The organism is Gordonia sp. SID5947 (genome assembly GCF_009862785.1).
Lineage (GTDB): Bacteria > Actinomycetota > Actinomycetes > Mycobacteriales > Mycobacteriaceae > Gordonia.
Map to the genome: position 1 here is coordinate 2,110,951 of NZ_WWHU01000001.1, position 22,873 is coordinate 2,133,823.

General features: G+C 64.7%; 24 protein-coding genes and 1 pseudogene. 11 read left to right on the forward strand and 14 right to left on the reverse strand.

The features are described 5' to 3' along the window. Positions 1-15 precede the first annotated feature (15 nt). Positions 16-1,338 carry a citrate synthase gene (locus tag GTV32_RS09760; RefSeq protein ID WP_161060128.1) on the reverse strand — a complete coding sequence of 441 codons (1,323 nt, stop codon included), beginning with the start codon at positions 1,336-1,338 and terminating at the stop codon, positions 16-18. 10 nt (positions 1,339-1,348) lie between these two features. Beyond that, on the reverse strand, positions 1,349-2,350 hold the full coding sequence (locus GTV32_RS09765) for a carbohydrate kinase (protein ID WP_161060130.1): 1,002 nt from the start codon (positions 2,348-2,350) through the stop codon (positions 1,349-1,351). Between the two features lie 87 nt (positions 2,351-2,437). Between GTV32_RS09765 and GTV32_RS09770 the strand changes: the two genes are divergently transcribed. Genes GTV32_RS09770 through GTV32_RS09780 form a run of 3 tightly spaced genes read left to right on the forward strand, consistent with a single transcriptional unit; the run spans position 2,438 to position 5,055 of the window. Next, a complete protein-coding gene (locus GTV32_RS09770) occupies positions 2,438-3,097 on the forward strand; it encodes an allophanate hydrolase subunit 1 (protein WP_161060132.1) in 660 nt (219 codons plus the stop codon). A 10-nt stretch (positions 3,098-3,107) separates the two neighbouring features. Beyond that, positions 3,108-3,980, forward strand: coding sequence for a biotin-dependent carboxyltransferase family protein (locus GTV32_RS09775; RefSeq protein ID WP_161062434.1), 873 nt, complete (start codon positions 3,108-3,110; stop codon positions 3,978-3,980). 34 nt (positions 3,981-4,014) lie between these two features. After that, positions 4,015-5,055, forward strand: coding sequence for an oxygenase MpaB family protein (locus GTV32_RS09780; protein ID WP_161060134.1), 1,041 nt, complete (start codon positions 4,015-4,017; stop codon positions 5,053-5,055). Positions 5,056-5,200: 145 nt separating this feature from the next. On the opposite strand, the gene GTV32_RS09785 is transcribed toward GTV32_RS09780, so the two are convergent. The 4 genes and pseudogenes from GTV32_RS09785 to GTV32_RS09800 form a co-directional block, all read right to left on the reverse strand. Further along, positions 5,201-6,298, reverse strand: coding sequence for a 2-oxoglutarate and iron-dependent oxygenase domain-containing protein (locus GTV32_RS09785; RefSeq protein ID WP_161062435.1), 1,098 nt, complete (start codon positions 6,296-6,298; stop codon positions 5,201-5,203). Positions 6,299-6,342: 44 nt separating this feature from the next. Then, positions 6,343-7,610: pseudogene (locus GTV32_RS09790) on the reverse strand (MFS transporter). A 124-nt stretch (positions 7,611-7,734) separates the two neighbouring features. Then, positions 7,735-8,247, reverse strand: a complete 513-nt coding sequence (locus GTV32_RS09795) for a hypothetical protein (RefSeq protein WP_161060136.1) — start codon at positions 8,245-8,247, stop codon at positions 7,735-7,737. Between the two features lie 19 nt (positions 8,248-8,266). Beyond that, positions 8,267-8,815 carry a DUF3558 family protein gene (locus GTV32_RS09800; RefSeq protein WP_343287446.1) on the reverse strand — a complete coding sequence of 183 codons (549 nt, stop codon included), beginning with the start codon at positions 8,813-8,815 and terminating at the stop codon, positions 8,267-8,269. On the opposite strand from GTV32_RS09800, the gene GTV32_RS24010 reads away from it, so the two are divergent. Beyond that, entirely contained in the window at positions 8,730-8,906 is a 177-nt protein-coding gene (locus GTV32_RS24010; RefSeq protein ID WP_343287467.1) for a hypothetical protein, read from the forward strand. The genes GTV32_RS09800 and GTV32_RS24010 overlap by 86 nt on opposite strands. Positions 8,907-8,918: 12 nt before the next feature. On the opposite strand, the gene GTV32_RS09805 is transcribed toward GTV32_RS24010, so the two are convergent. After that, positions 8,919-10,217, reverse strand: a complete 1,299-nt coding sequence (locus GTV32_RS09805; protein WP_161060140.1) for a hypothetical protein — start codon at positions 10,215-10,217, stop codon at positions 8,919-8,921. A gap of 97 nt (positions 10,218-10,314) precedes the next feature. Between GTV32_RS09805 and GTV32_RS09810 the strand changes: the two genes are divergently transcribed. Next, complete coding sequence (locus GTV32_RS09810) at positions 10,315-11,115, forward strand: ESX secretion-associated protein EspG (protein ID WP_161060142.1); 801 nt, start codon at positions 10,315-10,317, stop codon at positions 11,113-11,115. Between the two features lie 9 nt (positions 11,116-11,124). Here GTV32_RS09810 and GTV32_RS09815 read toward each other — a convergent pair whose 3' ends face one another. Both GTV32_RS09815 and GTV32_RS09820 read right to left on the reverse strand, forming a co-directional pair. After that, positions 11,125-11,919, reverse strand: a complete 795-nt coding sequence (locus GTV32_RS09815; protein ID WP_161060144.1) for a hypothetical protein — start codon at positions 11,917-11,919, stop codon at positions 11,125-11,127. 24 nt (positions 11,920-11,943) lie between these two features. Beyond that, a complete protein-coding gene (locus GTV32_RS09820) occupies positions 11,944-12,363 on the reverse strand; it encodes a hypothetical protein (RefSeq protein WP_161060146.1) in 420 nt (139 codons plus the stop codon). Between the two features lie 227 nt (positions 12,364-12,590). On the opposite strand from GTV32_RS09820, the gene GTV32_RS09825 reads away from it, so the two are divergent. Genes GTV32_RS09825 through GTV32_RS09845 form a run of 5 tightly spaced genes read left to right on the forward strand, consistent with a single transcriptional unit; the run spans position 12,591 to position 17,367 of the window. Further along, positions 12,591-13,115 carry a YbaB/EbfC family nucleoid-associated protein gene (locus GTV32_RS09825; protein ID WP_161060148.1) on the forward strand — a complete coding sequence of 175 codons (525 nt, stop codon included), beginning with the start codon at positions 12,591-12,593 and terminating at the stop codon, positions 13,113-13,115. Positions 13,116-13,154: 39 nt separating this feature from the next. Next, the gene (locus tag GTV32_RS09830) at positions 13,155-13,475 is read left to right on the forward strand and encodes a hypothetical protein (RefSeq protein WP_161060150.1); all 321 of its coding nucleotides are present in this window, start codon (positions 13,155-13,157) and stop codon (positions 13,473-13,475) included. 3 nt (positions 13,476-13,478) lie between these two features. After that, positions 13,479-14,585, forward strand: coding sequence for a hypothetical protein (locus GTV32_RS09835; protein WP_161060152.1), 1,107 nt, complete (start codon positions 13,479-13,481; stop codon positions 14,583-14,585). After that, positions 14,582-15,418, forward strand: coding sequence for a VOC family protein (locus GTV32_RS09840; protein ID WP_161060154.1), 837 nt, complete (start codon positions 14,582-14,584; stop codon positions 15,416-15,418). Before GTV32_RS09835 ends, GTV32_RS09840 begins: the two co-directional genes overlap by 4 nt. Next, positions 15,415-17,367 (forward strand): hypothetical protein, encoded by a 1,953-nt coding sequence (locus tag GTV32_RS09845; protein ID WP_161060156.1) that lies wholly within the window; start codon positions 15,415-15,417, stop codon positions 17,365-17,367. The genes GTV32_RS09840 and GTV32_RS09845 overlap by 4 nt, the downstream gene beginning before the upstream one ends. Before the next feature lie 127 nt (positions 17,368-17,494). Here GTV32_RS09845 and pdxH read toward each other — a convergent pair whose 3' ends face one another. Then, on the reverse strand, positions 17,495-18,190 hold the full coding sequence (pdxH, locus tag GTV32_RS09850) for a pyridoxamine 5'-phosphate oxidase (RefSeq protein WP_161062436.1): 696 nt from the start codon (positions 18,188-18,190) through the stop codon (positions 17,495-17,497). Between the two features lie 183 nt (positions 18,191-18,373). Between pdxH and GTV32_RS09855 the strand changes: the two genes are divergently transcribed. Beyond that, positions 18,374-19,501, forward strand: coding sequence for a citrate synthase 2 (locus GTV32_RS09855; RefSeq protein ID WP_161060158.1), 1,128 nt, complete (start codon positions 18,374-18,376; stop codon positions 19,499-19,501). 100 nt (positions 19,502-19,601) lie between these two features. Here the strand turns inward: GTV32_RS09855 and GTV32_RS23390 are convergent, their stop codons facing one another. The 4 genes from GTV32_RS23390 to GTV32_RS09870 are packed head-to-tail and all read right to left on the reverse strand — an operon-like array spanning position 19,602 to position 22,801. Then, entirely contained in the window at positions 19,602-19,892 is a 291-nt protein-coding gene (locus GTV32_RS23390; protein ID WP_237421509.1) for a hypothetical protein, read from the reverse strand. Then, positions 19,868-21,244, reverse strand: a complete 1,377-nt coding sequence (locus tag GTV32_RS09860) for an ABC transporter permease (protein WP_237421510.1) — start codon at positions 21,242-21,244, stop codon at positions 19,868-19,870. The genes GTV32_RS23390 and GTV32_RS09860 overlap by 25 nt, the downstream gene beginning before the upstream one ends. Beyond that, positions 21,241-22,152 carry an ABC transporter ATP-binding protein gene (locus GTV32_RS09865; protein ID WP_161060160.1) on the reverse strand — a complete coding sequence of 304 codons (912 nt, stop codon included), beginning with the start codon at positions 22,150-22,152 and terminating at the stop codon, positions 21,241-21,243. The genes GTV32_RS09860 and GTV32_RS09865 overlap by 4 nt, the downstream gene beginning before the upstream one ends. Then, positions 22,136-22,801, reverse strand: a complete 666-nt coding sequence (locus GTV32_RS09870; RefSeq protein ID WP_161060162.1) for a TetR family transcriptional regulator — start codon at positions 22,799-22,801, stop codon at positions 22,136-22,138. The genes GTV32_RS09865 and GTV32_RS09870 overlap by 17 nt, the downstream gene beginning before the upstream one ends. Positions 22,802-22,873: the final 72 nt, after the last annotated feature.

Genomic DNA, 22,873 nt, shown 5'->3' on the forward strand with positions numbered 1-22,873 from the left:
AGGCCTTCCGGCGCGTCAGCGCTGCCCCATGTTCACGTAGTCGCGTTCGGTGTAGCCCGTGTACAGCTGACGCGGGCGGCCGATCTTGCCGGACGGATCCGCATGCATCTCACGCCAGTGCGCGATCCATCCGGGCAGCCGGCCGAGTGCGAACAGCACCGTGAACATCCGGGTCGGAAAGCCCATTGCACGGTAGATGACGCCGGTGTAGAAGTCGACATTCGGGTACAGCTTGCGCTCGATGAAGTAGTCGTCGTGCAGCGCGACGTCCTCGAGTCCCTTTGCGATGTCCAGCAGATCATCTTGCACGCCAAGCGATTCCAGGATCTGATCGGCGGTCTTCTTGACGATCGCGGCGCGCGGGTCGTAGTTCTTGTAGACGCGGTGACCGAAGCCCATGAGCTTCACGCCGTCTTCTTTGTTCTTGACCTTGTTCATGAAGGCCTGGGTGTCGCCGCCGGACTGCTTGATCTCCTCGAGCATCTCCAGCACGGCCTGGTTGGCGCCGCCGTGCAGCGGGCCCCACAGCGCGTTGATGCCACCGGAGATGGAAGTGAACAGGTTCGCCTGCGATGAACCGACCAGACGCACGGTGGACGTCGAACAGTTCTGCTCGTGGTCGGCGTGCAGGATGAACAGCATGTCCAGTGCCTTGGCGACCTTCGGGTCCACCTCGTACGGCTCGGCCGGGAAGCCGAAGGTCATGCGGAGGAAGTTCTCGACGAGACTCAGCGAGTTGTCCGGATAGAGGAACGGCTGGCCGGCCGACTTCTTGTACGCGTAGGCCGCGATCGTCGGCAGCTTGGCCAACAGGCGGATCGTGGAGAGCTCGACCTGCTCGGGGTCCTTGGGATCGAGCGAGTCCTGGTAATAGGCCGAGAGGGCGTTGACCGCACTCGAGAGCACCGGCATCGGGTGCGCGTTGCGCGGGAAGCCGTCGAAGAAGCGCTTGAGGTCCTCGTGCAGCAGCGTGTGCCGACGGATCTTGTCCGTGAAGTCCTCGAGCTGCGCGGGTGTCGGCAGCTCACCGTAGATGAGCAGATAGCTGACCTCGATGAAGGTGGACTTCTCAGCGAGCTGGTCGATCGGGATGCCGCGATAGCGGAGGATGCCCGCGTCACCGTCGATGTACGTGATCGCCGACTTGGTGGACGCGGTGTTGACGAAACCACCGTCGAAGGTGGTCAAGCCGGTCTCGGCGAGGAATTTGCCCAGCCCGACCGAGTCGGAACCTTCGGTCGCCTTCAGGATCGGAAGCTCCAGCTGACCACCGGGGTAGGTGAACGTCGCTGAGGCCGTATCGGACGCCTGGTCAGCTGGGACTGTTTCAGCGGACACACGAACCCCTTTACTCAGGTGAGAGTCTTGTACTACGCAGATCCGGGTAAGGATTCTGTTGGTTATCAACGTAGTCGCTTCTCAGCTCGCCTGCCCACGGAGGGTCCGCGCCCGGACGGGAAACGGTGATGGCAGCTACTTGACCTGCGAAATCCGCGGTCGCCTGCCACTGTTGCACGCCCAGTTCCGCCACTGCGGCCGGGGAGAGTGCGCCCAGGTTCTCCAGGTGGCGCAGGACCCCGCCCATGACGCTGTCCCCCGCCCCGATCGTGTCACTGACCTGGACGTTTGGCGCTGGCGATGTGACCACCGCCTCAGTGGTGGTCACAGTGACGCCGTCCGCACCGGCAGTCGTGATCACTGCGGTGACACCTGCGGCGAGCCAGTCGGAGGGCCCGGTGCCCGCGGTGCCTGCGGACAGCCAGTCGGCGTCCTCGTCGGAGAGTTTGACGATGTCGACTGCGTCCATCCAAGAGGCGAAGCGACGCCGGTATGCATCGTGGTCGTCGATCACCGCCGGTCGGATGTTCGGGTCGACCACCACGAGTCGTCCCTCGTCGTGACAGCGACGCATGACCGACTCGTACACCGACGCACCGGGTTCCAGTACCAACGACAGCGTGCCGAAACACACCGCTGCGACGGTCTGGGGGAAGGCGCCGGGCTCCTCGACCAGACGGTCGGCCGTGCCCTCGACGTAGAACGAGTAGTGCGCGGCGCCGTCGGTCCCGATGGTGGCGAGCGCCAGTGAGGTCGGTTCGTCGCGCCGCTGCACGAGCCCGGTCCCCACCCCGCTGGCCTGCAGGGCTGCGACGATCGCCTCGCCGTAGGTGTCGGTGGACACGGCCGTGCACAGCGAGACGGCACTGCCCAGCCGGCCGAGGGTCACCGCCACGTTGAACGGTCCGCCACCGAGCGCCGGTTGCAGGGCGGCCAGCCGGCCGGTACTGACGGGCGCGCGGTCCGCGACAACGTCGACGAGCGCTTCGCCGCAGATCACGATCTCACGCATCAGCACACCTCCGGAGTTGCCGACAATCCTGCCACCGACCCCCCACTCCACCGGCATTTTTCGACGACGCACCGGTAGGTTGTGCACATGCGAGAGTTACCCGCCGGGCCCGACGCGGTGTTGCTCGACTTCGCCGCCGACGAGGCGCCGCTGCGGGCCGTCGGCTCCGCGGCAGCGGCGGTGCGGCGCGCGATGGAGGCGGGAACCCTTCAGATCACCGACGCGATCCCGACGGCGCAGACATTGCTGATCCAGGCCGAGTCCGGTCATGGGATCGATGTACTGGGCATCCACCGCGCGCTACGGGCGTGGGCCTCGGACGGCGACACCGACGACTCGACCACCTCCGAGGTGCGCATCCCGGTCTGTTACGACGGACCAGACCTCGCCGATGTGGCCGAACTGCTCGGCATCGGTACCGATGACGTGGCCACGATCCATCGCGACACCGTATGGCAAGTGCAGTTCATGGGATTCGCGCCAGGGTTCGGATATCTTGTCCCGCAACAAGAGTCAGAGCACGCGTTCCGCGATGTGGCGCGGCGTAGCGAGTCGCGGACCCGGGTGCCGCCCGGCGCCGTCGCCGTCGCCGCCGGGTACAGCGCCGTCTATCCACGAGAGAGTCCGGGTGGTTGGCATCTCATCGGTCACACCGAACTGTCGATGTGGGACGAGGACAACAGCCCGCCTGCGCTTCTGGAGCCGGGCGCGCTCGTACGCTTCGTCGATGCCGTCGACGGATCGTGAGGTCCACATCGTGAAGTCGCTCACCGTAGTCGATCCCGGCCCGCTGTCGACCGTGCAGGATCTCGGACGAGCCGGCTACGCGCACCTGGGGGTCCCCGGCTCGGGCGGTGCGGATCGATCGTCACTGGCGCTGGCGAACCGGTTGGTTGGCAATCCCGAATCCGCCGCGGTCATCGAGACGACCCTGGGGCGGTTGCGGATTCGCGCACACGGCACCCTGGTGATCGCTGTGACGGGCGCGTGGACGGCGGTACGCGTGGACGACGCGCCGGTCGGCAGTGCCGTCGCGGTTCCGCTGTCGGATGGCGCCGAGCTCATCGTCGACACACCCACCCGCGGATGTCGCAACTACGTGGCCGTCCGCGGCGGCATCGACGTCACACCGGTCCTCGGCTCCCGTTCCACCGACACTCTCTCCGGCCTCGGCCCGGCCCCACTCGCCGCGGACATCGAACTCCCGATCGGCCGCGCCACCGACCCCTGGCCGGCGATCTCGGCCGCGCCGATCGACAACGACGAACCCGACGTGGTCGCACTCGAGATCTCCGACGGTCCGCGTCGAGAGCATGTCGAGGAGCCCGCACACCTCACTCGAGGGACGTGGGAGGTCAGTCCGGACAGCAATCGGGTCGGCGTGCGCCTCGATCGGCCGGATGACTCCGACGATCCGCTCGTCACCCATCGTGCCGATGTACCCGAACTCGCCTCGGAAGGGATCCCGCACGGCGCGGTCCAGGTCCCGCCGAGCGGCCGGCCAGTCATCTTTCTCGCCGATCACCCGGTGACCGGCGGCTACCCGGTCGTCGCGGTGCTCACCCCCACTGCCATCGACCGCGCCGCCCAACTCGTCGCCGGACAACAAGTCCGCTTTCGTCGTCGTTGACACCTCGCCTGAGACGAACCTAGACTTTCGTCTCATGACCGAGGTGCTGACGAATTCTGCGGACGCCACGACCGAGGGGTCCGCACCCGGATCCGACCCGACACCTCGTCCCGAGGACTACGCACCACTCGGACCGGATTCTCTGACGTGGCAGATCTGGGGCACCTGGACGGGAATGTTCCAGGGCCTGTGGGCGGGCTCGATGCAGAACATGCATCCCAAGCTCGGGGCGGCGGTCTGGGAACATTCCGATTTCTTCGGCGAGCGCTGGCAGCGGCTGATGCGGTCGTTGTACCCGATCAGCGGTGTGGTCTTCGACGGGAGCACCACGACGGGTCGCGAGGTGCGCGACTACCACCGCGACATCAAGGGCCAGATGGAGGACGGCTCGCGCTACCACGCCCTGGATCCCGACGTCTTCTATTGGGCGCATGCCACCTTCTGGTACGGCAACGTGCGACTCTGTGAACGCTTCGGCCCGTGGCTTACCGAAGATCAGAAGCGTCAGCTCTTCGAGGAGTCCAAGGCGTGGTACGCCATGTACGGCGTGTCGATGCGACCGGTGCCCGACACCTACGAGGACTTCCTCGAGTACTGGGATTATATGTGCCGCAACGTTCTTCGAGATCATCCGGCGGTCCGGACCGTCCTCGACATCGGACAGTTGCCACCCCCGCCGTTCTTGCGTTTCATACCGGAGTCGTTGTGGTTCCGGTATATGGCCGAGACCAACCAACGCTTCTTCACGTGGCTCACCACCGGCTTCTACGACGAACCGATCCGCGAGATGATGGGTCTGCCGTGGACGGAACGTGACGAGAAGCGATTCCGACTGTTGGGCCGGACCGTCAACCTGGTGATGCACCAGCTCCTGCCGAAACGCTTTCTGCGCCATCCACGTCCGCGCGACGCCTGGGACCGGGTACAGGGGCGGGTGGCCGCCGACGCCCCGCTGGTGGAGACGCCGACCCGCAACCTCCCGCCCGAGGCGGAGCACGACAACCCGATGCACTACTGCCCGGTGCACGCCGCCCGGCGAGCGACCTATCCGGGACACGTCAGCGAGACTCGCTGACCGTCGTACGCCGCCAGATCGGACACCACCGGCCGATCAGCAGGGACCGGCCCGGGCGACTTCCACGCCCACACCCGCCGATCGAGTAGGGACCGAGCGGAGCGAGGACCCGTATCGGGATCTACCGCCCCACACCAGAATCGCCCTACTGCTGTCCGAGCCCCCGCCGCATCGCCTGACGAACCCGTTGCGCCTCCCGCCGTGCGTACGGATTGGACAGTCCGGCACGGGATCCGGCCAGTTTGGCTCCGATGTGTTCGCCCACGGTGATCGGCGAATACCGACTCCCGGCGCCGACGCACGACGGCAGCGTGGAGATGGTGGCGTCGATGTTGCCGTCATGGAAGAACGCGGCGGATCGGCGGCGCTCGATGGTGCCGTCCACCACCGGCGGCTTTACGCGGTGCAGGGTGGACATCCACCGCTCGTTGGTCCAGCGCGCCATGAGGTCACCGAGATTGATCAGCAGCGCGCCGTCGGCGGGTTGGACGTCGTGCCACACACCGTCGCGGTCGAGTACCTGCAAACCCTCGACCTGATCCGCCCACAGGACCGTGACGATGCCATAGTCCGTGTGCTCGCCCATTCCGGTCAGTTCGCCCTCGACGTCGACTCGGCCCGGAGGCAGGGCGTAATTGTTCATCCGGAGCACATCGAGGGAGTGATCGGTGTAGCCGTCGAAGTAGTCGGGCGGGAGATCGAGTGCGTCGGCGAAGATGCGGGTCAGCGTATGGGCCACTCGGGTCGCCTCGGCGAAGTACGCCGACACCGCGGCTTCGAAATGATCGACGGCCGGCCACGTGTTGCCGGCGTATTGATCCTCCGGGAGATCGAGAGCGGGATATTTCGTCGCCTCCACGCCGACCTTGAACGCCTCGAAGTAGTCGTTCATCCGATCTGCGGGTTCGACGCCCAGACTCAGCGACAACGACTCGGACTTCGGCGGCGCATACCCGCGGTTGATCTCCGGCGGGGTGCGGTAGGCCTTCTTCTCCTCGAGCGGTAGCGCGAAGAAGTCATCCATCACGGCGGTGAACTCATCGATCACCGCGGACGGGATCTGATGCCCGACGATCTGGATGAAGCCAACCGTACTGGCCGCGTTGTCGATCTGATCGGCGACGACAGCACGGTCGGCCGCACTCCCGTTGCCGGTATACGGGCTGATGTCGATGACGGGGACCGAGAAGGCCCCGCGGGATTGTCGACCACCGCGCTCATGCCACCCATAGTGGCATCGAATCGTCGACCGCGCTGATCAGCCGATTTACACCCGCACGAAGCGTGTCAGGCGTGCTGGCCGACCCGATACGCGACGAATGTCGGGATCGCCAGAGCGGCAACGATGGTCAGTACCACCACCAGCAGCCCACCGGCCGTGGTGGTCACCGCGACACCGATGGAGGCGGCCGCGGCGCCGTGGACGACATCGGCGATCCGCGGGCCCCCGGCGACCACCACGGTGAACACCCCTTGGAGCCGGCCACGGATGTCGTCGGTCGCGGCGGCCAGCAGGATCGACTGACGGAAGGCCGCCGATGCCATGTCTGCGGCGCCGCCGACCATGAGGAGGAACAGCGCGACCGGCAGCATCGGCAGCGACGTGCCGCCTGCGAATCCCACGGCGATGCCGACACCGGCCATCGCCAATCCCCAGATGATGACGCACATGATGACCGCGAACCCCTGCCGCTCGACGCGGCTCACCCATCCAGAGAAGATGCCACCGACGACTGCTCCGGCCGAGATCGCGGTGAACAGCAGCGCGAAGGCGATGCCGCCCCCGGACGGCCCGCCGAAGTTCTCGTGCGCCATCTGCGGGAAGAGCGCGCGGGGCATGCCGAAGATCATCGCAATGAGATCCACCACGAACGACGCCATCAGAATCTTGTGGCCCGCCAGGTATTTGAGGCCGTCGATGACCGACCGAAGGCCGGGTGTCTTGGGCTTCACATCCCCCTCGGGCCGCAGCGTCGGCAGCAGGATCACCGCGAGGAGCGTCGGGATCAGGAAAATGGTGTCGACGAGGTAGAGCATTGAGTACCCGAGCCACGGGATCAGCGCGCCACCGATCAGCGGACCGGCGATCGCGCCCGCCTGCATCACGGTCATGTTCAGCGACAACGCCGCGGGCAACTCCCGGTCTGGCAGCAACCGTGGGAGCACCGCACTGCGGGTGGGTTGGTTGACGGCGAAGAACGCCTGTTGAACGGCGAAGAGCGACAGAATGATCCAGACATTCCGGACACCGACGGCCGCCTGCCCCAGAACAGGGCACTGCACACGATGAGACCCAGCGTGGAGATGATGAGCAACGTGCGGCGATCGAAGACGTCGGCCAGCGCCCCACCCCACAGACCGAACACGACCAACGGCACCAGCCCGAACACACCGGTCAGCCCGACATAGGCTGAGCTACCGGTGATCTGATAGATCTGCGCGGGCACCGCGACCACGGTGAGCTGCGCACCGATGACCGTGACGATGTTCGCGAGCCACAGGCGCCGAAAGTAGGTATTGCGCAGCGGCCGGGTGTCGGCCAGGAGTCGTGACACCAGCCGAGTGTAGAGGGCCCGACAGATGACCTCGGAGCCCGTGCGCGCCCGCTACACCGTTGTCCGACAAGCGTTCAGGTCGCGACGACGGCGGTGTCGGGAATGTCGGGATTGTTTGGGTCCTTCAGCTGCTCCCGCGGAACGTACCGAGACCCGGCACATAAATCGGCTGAATCGGCATCATCGGCGGCGCCGGTTGCTGCGACGACTCAGTCATCGACGGGTCGAGGAGGTTTGGCAACTTACCGTTGTCCGACGCGTCGTGAGGGAACTTAAGGCTGTCGGCGTTGCCGCCTTCGGTCTCGACGTATCGCTTGGCTGCTTGTTCGATGGCGTCGCGAAGGGCACGGGCAGTCTCGAGATGCTCAGTGACCGCGTGGCCAAAGTGGCCGGTAGAGTCGTCTCCCCGTGCGCCAAGTCCTGTCGCCAGCATTCGCGAAGAACCGAACGCCTCCATACCGGAAACGTTTTGAAGGCCAATAAGACTCGACTGAAGACCGAACAGGACATTGATCAGATCCGTGCACGCCTGGACGGCCGGAGCCGCTGCGTCGTCATCGAACTCCAGGTTCTGGGCCGCTGACTCGATTGCCGAGCGCGCCCCCGCCAGATCGAAACCCTCTGTGCTGTCTACCATTCCGAATATCCTTCTTTCCTCATCGTGGAACGTATGGATACGCAAGACCGACAAACTTGCGCAGGAGTGCTTCCATGTCGAACGGACCTGAACCACCGAGCGGAGCAGTGTCCACCGTCACAGTTCCGAACGAGGTTCCCCATCCGATACCCATACCAGCGCCCGACCCCACACCCTGGCGATCAGCAATGAAGGCTGGATGCTCTTGGCCAACCGTGGTAGGTCGAACATTCGAATACGCCGAGTTCTTTTTCACCTGGTCAAACGCCTGGGTAGTCACCCCAACCGTGATTCCGTAGCTCGGATCGTCAGCGTGATCGGGCAACGTATGGTATTCGCAAAATTGCCACGGATTCAGCTGCACGGTACGGGGATCATCTTCCAGACCAACTGCTTCCGGCACCGACTTCGGCAACGAACACGGATTCCACAACGACAGATACGGTGCCGGGTTCTGCATCGTGGCAGTACCCTCCGGCCCAGTGATCACCACCGACGACGACGGACTCGCCGCAGTCGCCGACGACGAACCCGAATCCGTGTCCGACGCACAGCCGACAACCGTCACCAACCCGAGAACCGCAGCCGCACAGGCCACCCCGACCGCACGCCACCGCGCCACACCAACACCCACGAATACGCCTCTCACGTTTCCTTGATCACCGGCGCAGTCACTGCGGGGGAACACCCACCAGCTCTGCGCCATTGCGCGTCGTCTGCAAGAACTTGTTCGCCTTGTGCTCTTTGTCTTCGCCGCCCGCGCCCCGCGCACCACCGGCGCCGCCGGCACCCATGGGACCGCCGACTGAGGGCGACGCACCGCGAGCACCCGACAACGCAGCCCGCTCGGCGTCGGCAATCGACTTCGCCCCACGCGCCATCGCTGTTTTCTCCAGCTCAGACAACCCCTGGGCTGCGCCACCGAACTTACCCACGGCTCCGGCCCCACCACCCTTACCGCCACCACCACCGAGTTTGCCGAGGGCAGCGGCGCCGCCCGGCAGACCCTTCTTCAAGGCATCGAGCGCATGCAGACCAGGAGTTGCCAGCGGATTCTTGGCCAACGACTTGAGCTTGTCGACAGCGCTCTGTGCCTGCCCAGCAGCGGACTGCCCGAGATTGCCTGCTTGCTGAAGACCCGACGTCAGACCCGATGGAACGGTCGGCGTCGACTTCAGCGAGGCGGTCTCGGAGGTATTCTCCGGGGTCTTTGCCATCAGTGAAGACAGATCTGGGACGCCTCCACCGCCTCCCGGCGGCGGCGCGCCACCAGTTCCGCTCGGCCCTCCTCCGAGCCCGCCCGGCGAAGAGGGTGCGCCGGGCATGTTCGGGTTGCTCTTGTCGACTGGGGAGCTGAACATCGGAGCGGCCGCGGCGACCTGACGAATGCCGGGATCGTAAGCCGCGGTCATCTGTTGTGAAGCCCATTCCAACAGCTGATCTTTAGCGTCCTCTCGCTGCGCATACGTCGCGCCGGCATCCTCCAGCTTCGAGGCCACCTCATGTGTGGTGGGAATGTTGTTCTTAACGACGTTCACAGTGTCTGCGGCGTTCTGCATGACGTCGCCCATGAATTGGGTGCGAGCCTGCAGATCCGCCAGCGCCGACGCCAGGCTGGTCATGGTCCGCTGTGCCGCGTCTGCGCCATCGCCTTTCCAATGGTTGATTCTCGCGATGGAATCAAAGAAGGCTGTGTGTTGCTGCTGCAGCGTGGCTGCCACGGTTTTCCAATTCTGCGCAACCGTGTGAACGAGACCTTCGTTCATCGTGTGAAGTGGATCGGAGATCTGCGAGAACTCTGAATAGACGCCCCGATTAGTCCACGGCTCGGTGGTGATGGCAGGCATGTCGCTCGTGCCGGCCGGAGACGGCGCACCGTCACGGGCTAAAGTCGGCGACTTTCCCAGCTTGCTCGCGTCGTCCGGATCGAGTTTCGCGAATGGATTCTCGTATTCGTCCTTGCCACACACGGCGTCCCCCTTCCACGCGCCAGCGGAGCTCGGCACACCCCCGCTCGCGGCTACACTACCGAAGGTCCGACGGGCAGGCGAGAGGAGACTGGGGCAGATGACCAGTGAGAACGGGCTGCGGCCGATCGGGCGAGTGGACTCATTGACAGTTCGCCTGTTCTGCCGCGCGTACGGCCTGGACACGATGCCTTATCCGTTCATCACGCATATCGACGCGCAGGATGGCGATGAGGTCGAGCGCAAGGAGCGCGAAACGCTGGAAAGCCTGCACACCGAACCACCCGTTCACCTCACACGATGGGTCCAGAGTTCGATGCACCCGGATATCAGTGCCCAGTTGTACGGGGTGTTCGTGAAAGACGGCAAGGCGACGACCAAGATTCGCATCAACGCAGTCCGCCAGGGCGACGACGGCTTCGTCGCGATCCAGAAGTCGAACCCCACCAAAGCGACCGACATTGTCATTTACGAGACTGACGCGACACAGTTGGGTAGCGCGATGCTCAGCTTCACTCCGGAGCAGCCTGCGGGTCGCCTGAAGGAAGTGGTCATTGAGAAGCCCACTGGAACCGAGGACCGCCGCACCGGCAGCTTACTGTCGCGAAACGAGGTCGGGACCAGTGACCCGGCAACTGAGTTCCAGCAGCTGGATACCGAGTTCTCGGCCTTCGTTCAAGTCAATCCCTTTCGACTAACCGACTACGGATACGACAAACGTTGGTTCCACGTCTTGTGGGAACACAAGGCTGGAGACGGCCAATACCTGGTGACGAAAGACGTGGGGACGCGAGCGATCGCGGCCGACCGTCAACTTCTCGGACGCGAAGTCGACAACTGTATCGCCAGGGCAGTCCAGGCAGTGAGGGAACGCCGGGCGGCCGCGCAGACCGACAGCTGACCGGCGCGGTCAGATCCTGAAGGCGACGTTCGGGCTGTCCGCGCCGAACGGATCGGCATCGTCTCGTATGGGTTGCGCCGACGAAACGTCGCCGGGGTCTTGACTTGGTGCTGCGTCCTCAATCCTTGCTGAGTCAGCCTGCATCTGTTTCTGCGCAGCCCCGACGGCGTCACGGAGCAACTTCTGGTCGGTGGGATTCAAGAGTCCCGTTGCATATAGCTCTCGCAATGTGATCGCGAAATGTGCGACTGCCTCATCGGTCCCGGAGTTCTGAACGAACGCACTGAGAACAACCGCGAGCGGGCCCCACGCATCGCCCGTCTTGAGTGACTCCACCAACTCGAAGAACTCACGTGAGGCCCCTTGCGGTACGAACCCGGTTGCAGAGAGCCCCTCATAGATCGTGGAGTGGAGAACCATCGCATCCGCACTTCGCCCGTGTAGTAAGTACACCGAGTCGGCGGCGCGAAGGTACGCGTTTCGTGCCGCCGATTTGTCGCCGTTGGTGAGCAACGCTGCTGCATGTGCGATCTGCAGCGCCGGCAGAAGTGAATAGATACGTTCGTCGTTTCCCGCTTCGGCGATCTCGGAAGAGAACTCGACGCTCACGCGGGTCCACCGAAGCCGCTCTTCTGCGGTCGGTGCAGTGCGCGCGCAGTAGTGCGCGGCCAGGCAACGGTCGAAAGATGACTCGGCGTCATTCCATGCACGCTCGTAGTGAAGCGCCGCTTCGTCGACACGACCGGCCATCTCTGCTGCGAGCCCTTGCTCGCACAGCTCACCAACAACATCCGGGCTTGTCACGGCTTCCCCTCCGTCTGTGCCAGTTCAGAATTCTTTGTGGAGACCAAGCCCACGTTCGGCGATCCCATCCATCCGGTCAATGTCCTTTGTCAGCTCGTCGATGAAGGACATGTCAGCGCCGGAATCACTCAGTTGTTGACGGTACTTCGCGAGCGTGGCCAAGCTCGCGCGCATCGCTGGAACGAGTTGCCACAGCTCAGCGTGCGCGTCGCGGGCTCCGCTGTCGGCAGCGGGTTCGGGGCTTTCGATCGCCTCATCTTCGATGCGACGGCGGTGTTCGATCGCGGCCGCTTTACGCAGGTCCGACCTCAGCTTCTCCGCAACCTCTGGGTCGACTGACGGGCGCGGCCAGGACGCGCCGACGGGCGGTAGCTGAATCCGCACGCGCGGCGGCGGTGGCGGGACACCCCACCCTTGCCCTCGGTCATGCTCGCTGTCGGTCATCTAACCTCCCCCGGTTTACTGATCGGCCAGTCTACGGGCGGCGCGGAAGCTCCGGGCTTGGTGGCGCCTCCCTCGGCACGATCGCTGTGATAATCGGGCAAGAAACAGCGAAGGCCCCCAGTCCGTTTCATTCAGACGAACGACGGCCGACCGAACGGACGAATCTCCGCCTCGATTCCGGATCCACCCCCTGATATCGTCCCGGCAAAGCGGACAGGAGGGTCGGCGTGGAGTTTCCTCGCAACGCAGACGACGTCGATGAACTGATGGGCAATTTGAATTCCATGGTCAGCCGGATCTCGGAAGCTCAACACCGCGCTCTGGCACTCACCGCGACCGCGACCGGGCTCGACGGCCAGATCACGGTCTCGGTCAACGCGCGCGGCATCGTCACCGAGGTCCTCGTCGACGACGCGTTGACCCAGGTCACCGGCAAACACCTCGGCGAAGCGATCACCGCGGCTGCTCAGAAGGCCGCTGCCGAAGTAGACGAACAGTTGGCCGAAGTGTGGGACCCGATCAACCAACAGCAGGCGGCGTTCCCCCGGTCCAAAGACGCCTTCGCCGGACTTGCCTCGGACTTTCTGGCCGGACTGCCCGACATCGACGACCTCCTGGGGTCACGTCCACAACCACCACTGACCCCGCCCGGCCGGCGCCGGACCGAACCCGATGATCAAGAGGTCTATTTCGAGGACGCCGAGGAACGGCCTGAGCGCCCGTCGAATGGATTCCAGGACCGGGCCTGGTGAGCCCGACATCGCAGGACAGCCGACGAGGAGATTCGACCGATGAGTGACCATCTGAAAGTCGACATCGAGACGTTCCGCAGCTACTCACCACGCTTCCACGGACTGGCAGATCGTCTGAGCGACGCAGAACTGAAGCTGACCGGCCAACTTCAGGGCGAAGGCAATTGTTGGGGCAGCGATGATGTCGGCCAAGAATTCGAACACGGGTACGCCCCGAAGGCGCAAACCACGTTCGAGAACTCGACCGAACACAGCAAACGACTCGACCGAGTCGGTGACGCCGTGACCCTCGCCGCCGACGCCTTCTCGCGGACCGAGAACGACAACGTGAACTCTTATGGGTCGAGTGGACCGAGGTAGACCATGGGAATGGAGTTGCCCGGCGAATTGACGTGGCCCCTGTCGTTGACCGGCATGACGTGGCCAGAAGGCGATGAGACCGCCCTAGCTCGAATGAGTGAGTATTGGGGCGACTACGCCGACGAACTGACGTCGGTCGCTTCGGAGTTGCAGAGTGCCGCCGTCCTTGTACTTGATTCGATCGAGGGCGATACCCACCAGGCGCTGAAAACGAACCTCGACGAATTCTTCAACGGCGAGAAATCGTTGTACGAGGTGATCGACGACGCGGAGTACCTCGCTCAAGGCGCCCAGAAGGCCTCGGACATCGTCCTGGCGATGAAGATCAGCTTCATCGTCGAGCTGATGTCGTTGTTGGCATTCATTGCTGTCGCCCTTGCGTCGGCCTTCATCAATTGGGCTGCCGCCGCAGAGATTTCGATGCGCGCCATGTTGAGCAGGGTCATCATGCTCGGCGTGCGCGAATCGGCGAAGCGTGCGATGGCGGCAGCACTTCAACGTATCCTTCAGAATCTGTCGGGCACAGCCGCCCTCGAACTCCTCGGGGGAACCTCAGCGCGTGCGATTCTCGCAGAACTGACCAAGAGCGTCACCACGGGCGCTGCGGTCTCAGTAGGACTCGAGGCGGAGCGGCAGTTGGTCAAGAACGCGATTGCAGGCTCGGATTACGACCCCGGCAAGATCGGACTCGCCGGCTTCACCGGCGGCGCTGCCACCCTGCTCTTCGCAAAGTGGGCGACACCTACCAAAGCGGTGACCGGTTGGGGTATGGCCAGTACAACAACCAAGTACGGCGAGTTCGCAAACGCCGCACTCTCCGGCGCTACGTGGTGGGTCCCGGCCACATACGCCGGAAACCATATAGGCCAGTCCGTTCAGAAGCGATCTGATCCGGCTACCGTCGATCAGGGCGTCGGCATCTGGAAAGACCTCGACGTCAGCGACGACCCCGCACCACCGGTCGTGTGGTATCCCGCCGACCGCCAAGGCCTTACACCTGAGGCAACACGCAGCGGAGAACACCATGCCGCCACGGCTGCCCCCAACACACAACATGCCGAAACGGCGCCCGCGCCGCCAGACAAGGTCCTGAAAGAGGGCGCACCATGACCGTGCGCCTACTCCCCATCTCGGCAGCAGCCACCTCCGGAATCCCGTGCTGGGTTGACCTGACCACCCGACAAAGCGAGCGCACACAGGCGTTTTACCAAGAATTGTTTGGGTGGACATTCGAGGCCGGTGGGACGATCGGCGTGCTCGACGGAGAACCCACTTGCGGCGTTCTGGAGATTCCCGAGGACGCAAGAGAACTCCCCGCCCACTGGTTCCCGTACTTCCGTGTCAATAGTTTCGACCACCTCGCCGCGGACCCGCCGACAGACGGCGACGTGATCTGGGGCCCAGAGACATACGGCCAAAGACTCGCGACGGTCGCCGCGGTGGTCGACCCCCATGGCGCCGGCTTCGGCCTGTGGGAATCCATGGGGCTGTCAGGTTTCGCCGGCGGGCGAAGGCACGCGCCAGCCTGGTTCGAACTGTCGACTCGGCACCCAGCCGACATCGCCAAGTTCTATTGTCAACTGTTCGATTGCTTCCCGGACAGTATCTCCGCCGCCGGCAGTGCGGCCTACCGGGTGTTCGCACGGCCGGACGTACTCCTCGCAGGCGTCGTCGCCTCAGACACAGAACCGTATTGGCGTGTTTACTTCCAAGTTGATGACCTCTCGTCTTCGTTGATCCACGCCAAAGCGCTCGGCGCCACTCAGCTTGCAGAACGAGTCGACCTGCCGATCGGTGGCACGGCTTTGCTCCGGGATCCAGTTGGAGCGCTGTTCGGACTGATCGAACCCTTTCGGGAAGAACTTGGTCCCATGGACACTGAGGCGACGTCAATGGGCGCTACCGACGACAACGCCGGCTACCCGACGACGCTGTCGCTATGAAAACCCTGTTGGACCTGGATTCGGTCACCACCAACGCTCAGGCAGAAGGGAGCTCATCTCGCACAGCGAGTGGATGGGTGGCTGCCGCATATCTGCGTCCCCGACGCGGCTACCTGTTGACCTATGTGTTCATAGTGACGACGGTGATCATGTTGTTCACGACCTCTGGCCTCTTCACATCTGAAGTCGATCTGGCCAACTGGTCGATAGTCGCGCTGGCGTGGGTGACGCTGGTTTTCCTTCCGCTCTATACGTTCCGTCGCCCACAGAATGTCAAGCGTTTGACGGGAATCCCGTTCGATCGCATCCGTCCTCTTGGCCGACACATCGTGGTGACCGAGAAAGGACTGATCCTCGACACACCCCACACGACCCAGTACCTACCGTGGGCGAACGTGCAGTTTGTGCCACCAGCGATGCGGTCGCGCAATCAGGCGGCTCTGACCGACGACATCCTCGGAGCCTCGACGGAAATCATCGGCGACGGCACTATCGTTCGTAGACGGTGGACCTGGCGAGCCGTGGGCGACTGGGCGAAGCATGGAGATGGTGAGCCAGCGGTCGTCATCGTCGATGTGGCAGCATTTGCCGAATCCTTCGAGTATTCCCGACTGCTCTCGGTACTCGGGAGGTATTGCGTGGCTGTTGCCCCAAGCCCCGATGCGCCGATGACGCGGTCCCGCGCCGAGACCCACGAAACACAGAGCGACGTGTGGCTCGCCGAAGCCCGGCTTCCTGACAGAGGATGGCACCGGCTACAAGTCCTGCGCGTCGTTGTCGTGGCGCTTTCTTTGGCCGCCACCGGAACCTGGGGCGCGGTGTTCGTCTGGGGGGCCGAACCGGCCACCACCGCGGTCATGCTGGGGGTGGTGGCAGGGACGCTCGTCGCTCTACGGCCGCTGCTGTTCGCGCTGTTCCGGCTCGTCGGATTACCAGTCACGCGAACGCGGTGGGTCGGATGCCACCTGACGGTCATGACCACCGGACTGCTGGTCACCACCAGGTCGTGGTCTGAGTTCCTCGCATGGGAATCCATGCGGGCGGTCGTTCCGCATCCGCTCGATCCGACCCCAGCTCGACTACTGGGCGTCCCCCGCGTCCACACGAGATGCGTTGTCGGTGATGGAAGTGTCTGGCAACACTCGCAACCGTTCCCGCTGCGACGTATTGGCCGTCAGTCCCGGACTCGATCGAAACGCTCCACCATCTACATTGATCCGACGCTCTTTGTCGACACCCAGAAATACAGCGAGATCGGCCGATGCATGTGGGAGTACCGTCCTGACATCGCGGCGGCCCTCGGATTCGTGCCACCACTTCGGCAAATCGCCCTTGGGTCGTCGGACAACGTGGAAGTCACATTCCGCGGCGCGATCGATCCCGATAGCTCTGAGGGCCGGCTGATGTCGGTGACTGTTCCGGCGTGTGGCGAGGTCCGCGTCCTCGTCGCGCACAGCGGCACGACCGTCCGGGTGCACGGCGCCGGCGTCCCGACCATCCAGGTAGAGCGAATCGGACCCATCCGCGATGACAATCTACCGATCGGGACGGCTGAGCCCTCCGATCTACGTGTGATGGTGGGCGAAACGCAGGTCGTTCTCACTTATGTTGTGCGCGAAGAATTCTCACGAATCCCCCACCAATTCGTGGTGGTCGACGCGTTCGGCGACGTGCTGCGACTGGTCGCCGACGACCACACGCGTACCCGACAGATGATTCTCTACCGTGGGGCACGCAAACGGCCCCTTCAACTGGCTCTTCGTCGATATGACGACGGTCGCATCGACGTGATGACTCCGCGAGCGTGGACCGGGTCTCGCGCCCCGACAGCGGGTGAGTTCGCTTTGGCAATCGGCCTCGCCGCCGCCATCGGCACGCGCTCGGTCAACCTCAACAGCGTGCCGAGTTCGGTGGCGTATCACTTCATGGACGGATTGGCCGGGCCGTGAACACACCGCGTACCGCCGCCCTGGATACCCATTCGGTGAGCCTCCTCCGTCGTCCCGGCGCCGCGTTCAACATACACATCGACAACATCGGCCGCTGACCGCATACAGGTCCGGTCCGGTCCCCTCATCACGGCTGCAACCGCTCGGCCCGCCAGCCGTCGTCGAGCAACGTCAGTCGGACGCGGTTGTGCAGCCGGTTCGCGCGCCCCTGCCAGAACTCCACCATCTCGGGCACCAGACGGAAACCTCCCCAGTCCGACGGGACCGGGATCTCGACACCATCGTCGAAACCGCCGAATTCCCGCGCCACCGCAGCGGCTTTGGCCTCGAGATCGGTTCGGCTATCGATCGGCTGTGACTGGTCGGAGGCGTACGCGGACAGTTGCGACCCGCGCGGGCGGTTGAACCAGTACGCCTGCGTCTCCTCCATGCCGACGTGAGCTACGCGACCGCGGACATTGACCTGCCGCTCGAGCGCGATCCACGGGAAGGTCACCGACGCATACGGATTCCCGGCAAGATGGCGCCCCTTGTCCGAGTCATAGCCGGTGAAGAACACGATGCCGGCGGCATCGGCGCCCTTGCACAGCACCGTCCGGGTCGCGGGATGACCGTCGGCGTCGACCGTCCCGAGCACCATCGCATTGGGTTCGGGGATCCGCGCCTCGATCGCCTCGCGGAGCCAGACAGTGAACAGGTCCACCCACGGTGGATCCCCGCGGAGCCAACTCGGGTCCAGGTTCTCTCGGATTCCGTCGGCGCCCGCGGCACGGTCACCCTCGCCGATGTTGGGCGGAATCCCACCCCCATAGCCGACACGCATGTTCGGCAGGTCGATCGGTTCATCCGGCACGAGCGTGAGGCTACTCCGTGGACACGCCTGTTACTCCCCAGTATGCCCAAGGACGCGGCGCTGCCCTAGAGTCCAAGTGGGTGCTCGGTCCGGTACGCCGGACATCACCGACAGCGCCGCCCACGAAGACGTGTTTCGAGATAGGTGGTCACGATGGCGAACAGTGTTCCCGACGATTTTGTCCCAGGACTCGAAGGCGTGGTCGCCTTCACCACCGACATCGCCGAACCGGACAAAGACGGCGGCAATCTCCGGTATCGGGGGGTCGACATCGAAGATCTGGTCGAAAACCATGTGACCTTCGCCGATGTCTGGGCGCTGCTCGTGGATGGACGCTTCGGCGACGGTCTACCACCGGCAGAACCGTTCCCACTGCCCATCCATACCGGTGATGTGCGTGTCGACGTGCAGGCAGCGCTGGCCATGCTCGCCCCGATCTGGGGATACAAGCCTCTGCTCGACATCGACGACGACACCGCCCGCGCCAATTTGGCCCGGGCCTCGGTGATGGCACTGTCCTACGTTGCGCAGTCGGCCCGCGGTATCCATCAGCCGGCCGTGCCCCAGCACGTGATCGACGACTGCGACACGGTCACCGCTCGCTTCATGACCCGCTGGAAGGGCGACCCGGATCCGAAGCACATCCGGGCGATCGACGCCTACTGGGTCAGTGCCGCCGAACACGGACTGAACGCCTCCACTTTCACCGCCCGGGTCATCGCGTCCACCGGCGCCGACGTCGCAGCCTCACTGTCGGGCGCGATAGGTGCGATGTCGGGGCCCCTCCACGGCGGCGCACCGGCGCGCGTGCTCCCGATGATCGAGGAGGTGGAACGCACCGGCGACGCCCGCGGCCTGGTGCGGGGCGTACTGGACCGCAAGGAGAAGCTCATGGGCTTCGGCCACCGGGTCTACCGGGCCGAAGACCCGCGTGCACGGGTGCTGCGCCGCACCGCCCAAGAACTCGATGTGCCTCGCTACGAGGTGGCCGCCGCCCTCGAACAGGCTGCGTTGACCGAACTGCGCGAACGCCGACCCGACCGTGCCATCGAGACCAACGTCGAGTTCTGGGCCGCGGTGATCCTCGACTTCGCAGAGGTTCCGACGCACATGATGCCGGCGATGTTCACCTGTGGCCGCACCGCAGGGTGGTGCGCGCACATCCTCGAGCAGAAGCGCCTGGGCAAGCTCGTCCGTCCCGCCGCGATCTACACGGGTCCCGGCCCCCGTCGTCCCGAGGACGTGCAGGGCTGGGGCGAGCTGGTCAAACCCGGCCTCTGACGCGGTTCGTCGCTGAGTCTGGCCGCAGGTTCGGATTCTGGCCGCAGGTCCAGCTCGAAGCCGGAACACGAAACTGCGGCCAGAACGCCAGGTGATGGCGTCAGCCGATGTCGCGGCGCGAGAATGCGAGTTGGGCGACGACGGCGAACGATGCCGCGATGGCCAGCAACAGCACGATCGGCAGCCACTGCATCGGTTCCAGTGGAACCGCCGGAGCGTGGGTGAACGGCGAGAGATCGCGCGCCCACTGCGGCAGGCCGAACATCCCCGACAAGGGGCCGAGGAGCAGGGCGGCGATCACCACCAGCCACCCCGCCGCGACCAGGCTCGGGCGAACTGCGTAGAGGCCCACTGCGATACCGGCGATCAGCAAGGCGGCCGGGATCTGCACGCCGGCTGCCGCGAGGTTGTCGCCGAGATGTGAACCCCACCCCCGCCTGCCACTCCGTTGCCCACCGTCATGCCGAGGGCGGCGGCAATGAGGATCACCACGACACCGACGACAGCTGTCGCCGTGTACACGGTCAGATATCGCGATCTCGACGTCGGGGTCACGAGCAGGACCTCGGTGCGCGACGACACTTCTTCCGAGCGCATCCGCGTCACCAGGTTCACCGACCACGCACTCGCCGCGACTGCGAGGAAGGTCATCATCGTGGAGCCGAACATCGTGCTCAAGTTGCCCTGCAGACCGGACTGCTCCAGGACGCGACGCATCTGTTCGTTGTCGCCGGCCAGCTCGTCGACCGACGGCTGAAGGAATCCGATGACCAACGCGTACAACGTGATTGCCGACACCCACGAACCGAGCAGCGACCCGGACAACCGAATCGCGACGGCCCTGATCGACGTCAATCTCGTCGACGCCGCCGGCCCCGGACGTGGCTGGATCAATCCCGCATCCATGTCTCGACCGAGGGCGAACCTGGCGGCGATGCCCACACCGAGCACCGCGACGGCAAGTGAGGCGATGGCCGGCCACGGGTTGTTGGCGCCGAACGGATCGATGAGCTCAGCCCACCCGACCGGGGTGACCCAACGCAACCACGCCCACGTGTCGTCGACGTCGGCGACGCCGCGGAGCACGTAACCCGCGAGGACGACAGAACTGGCCGTGAGATTCGCGATATGCGACGTCTTGGCGATCTGGGCCGCCACCAATGCGACCCCCACAGCCGCCATCGCGGTGGTCGCGTACTGGGCGAACACTGCTACCACGTCGCCGACGCCTGCTCCGAGCGGGAACAGCATGACCGACATCCCCAGCGCGACGACCAGGCAGAAGGCCGTCGACACCACGGTCGCTGCCCACAACGGCGCCAACGGGCCGGTGGCGCCGGCGCGGAGCAGTTCCGCCCGGCCGAGCTCCTCCTCCTTCCGCGTCTGCCGCACGACCATCATCGCCGCGCATACCGCGAGCGCGGCGATCATGAAGAGTCCCGCCCGCCACACGGTCACCGCCGCCGCGGACTCGATGTGCTCCAGGGGGCCGAGCAGGAACCGGAAGGCCGAGTTGGATCCGGCCCCGACCTGCAACGCAGTGCGCTCCTGGGCCGATGGGTACGAGCTGTTGATGGTGGCGGCGGTGGACAGGTTGATCAACAGGAAGACGACCAGCGTGATCAGAATGAGCCACCGCTCGCGGTGGATCATCAGCCGCATGAGGCGTCCGGCCTTCGCCAGGAGGTCGGGTCCCGGGCCAGACGATGCGGTCGTCGGAGCGATGGTCGGCGCGGCCATCATGCCGGCTCCTTGTCTCCGTACGCGTGCAGGAACAGTTCCTCGAGACTCGGCGGCTCGACCGCGAGAGTCCGGACGCGGAGGCCGGCCAGAGCTGTCGTGACCGCTGCCATCCCACCGTCGGCAACCGTGAAACTCACGATGTCGCCGTCGATCTCGAGGTCATGCACGTCGGGCAGAACTCCCAGGCCCGACGCGTCTCCGGTGACCGTTGCTGTCACACGGGATCGGCGTAGATGTCTCAGCTCGGCGAGCGTGCCCGATTGGACCGTCTTTCCCGCCCGGATGATCGTCACCGTCTCACAGAGTTCCTCAACCTCGGCGAGGATGTGACTCGACATCAGTACGGCCGACCCGGTGCGGGCGCGTTCGGCAACGCAGTCGGCAAAGGCGCGGGTCATCAACGGATCGAGCCCGGAGGTCGGTTCGTCGAGGATCAACAGTTCGGTGTCGGCGCACAACGCAGCGATCAGCGCGACCTTCTGCCGGTTACCTTTCGAGTAGGTCGATGCCTTCTTGGTGGGATCGAGCTCGAATCGATCGACGAGTTCTGCCTTGCGCGTGGCGGATTCGGATCTCAGATCGCGCAACGACAGCAACAGGTCGATGCATTCCCCGCCGGTCAGTTGCGGCCACAGACTCACATCGCCCGGGACATACGCGAGGCGGCGATGGATCGCCACCGCGTCGGTGAGCGGGTCGGCACCGAAGACGCGGACCCGCCCGCCATCGTGCCGGTACATCCCCAGCAGGACACGGATCGTCGTCGACTTTCCGGATCCGTTGGGGCCGAGGAAACCGGCCACCTCACCGGCACGCACCTGCAGGTCGAGGCCATCGAGGGCCTGAAAGGATCCGAACCGCTTACGCAGTCCGGCCACATCGATCACCGGGTCATGTTGACGACTCATCATTCTCCTCTCGGTAGGCCACGACCGCGTCGAGCAGGGATTCGTCCGCCATGACACCGTGAACGGCCATCTCGGTGGCGGGAACAACCACGCGATCGACGTAGGACCGCAGGATCGCGCCCGCGTCCGACCAGTCGTCGGGTGGATGCATCACCACATCAACCAGCAACGCGCCCATGGACTGGGCCACCATGTATCGCGCCCTCGCCTTCTCGTCTCGAGAAGGACGGATGGTGCCGGCCGCCACGCCCCCTCGGAACGTCTCCTCGGCGTCGTCGGCGAGATGATCGAGGAGTTCGCGTGCCATGTCGCCGCCGGCCTGCAGACTGCGGATGAGATAGACGATGCGGGGCCCATCCTCGTCGATCGATTCCATCTTGGCGACCATGCCCGCGAATGCCGATGCACCCGGACGTGTTTCGAGACTCGCCTCGTTGACCTCGCGGGTTCGCCGCAGCACATGCGCGTCGCACTCCGTCCGCAGTTTTTCCTTGCTTCCGAAGTGATGGATCACAAGCCCCGGACTGACGCCGGCGGCCTCGGCGATCGCCCGGACCGTTGCAGAGAAGCCGTCGCGGGCGAACACCTCGATCGCGGTGTCACGCAGACGCGCACGGGTGGTGCGGTCGTCGGCGTTGCTTGAACGCATGTTCAAAAGACTAAATGCGTGTTCAATCGCGGTCAAGACCCTCGGCATACGGGGCCAGAGATCGTCCGCGCG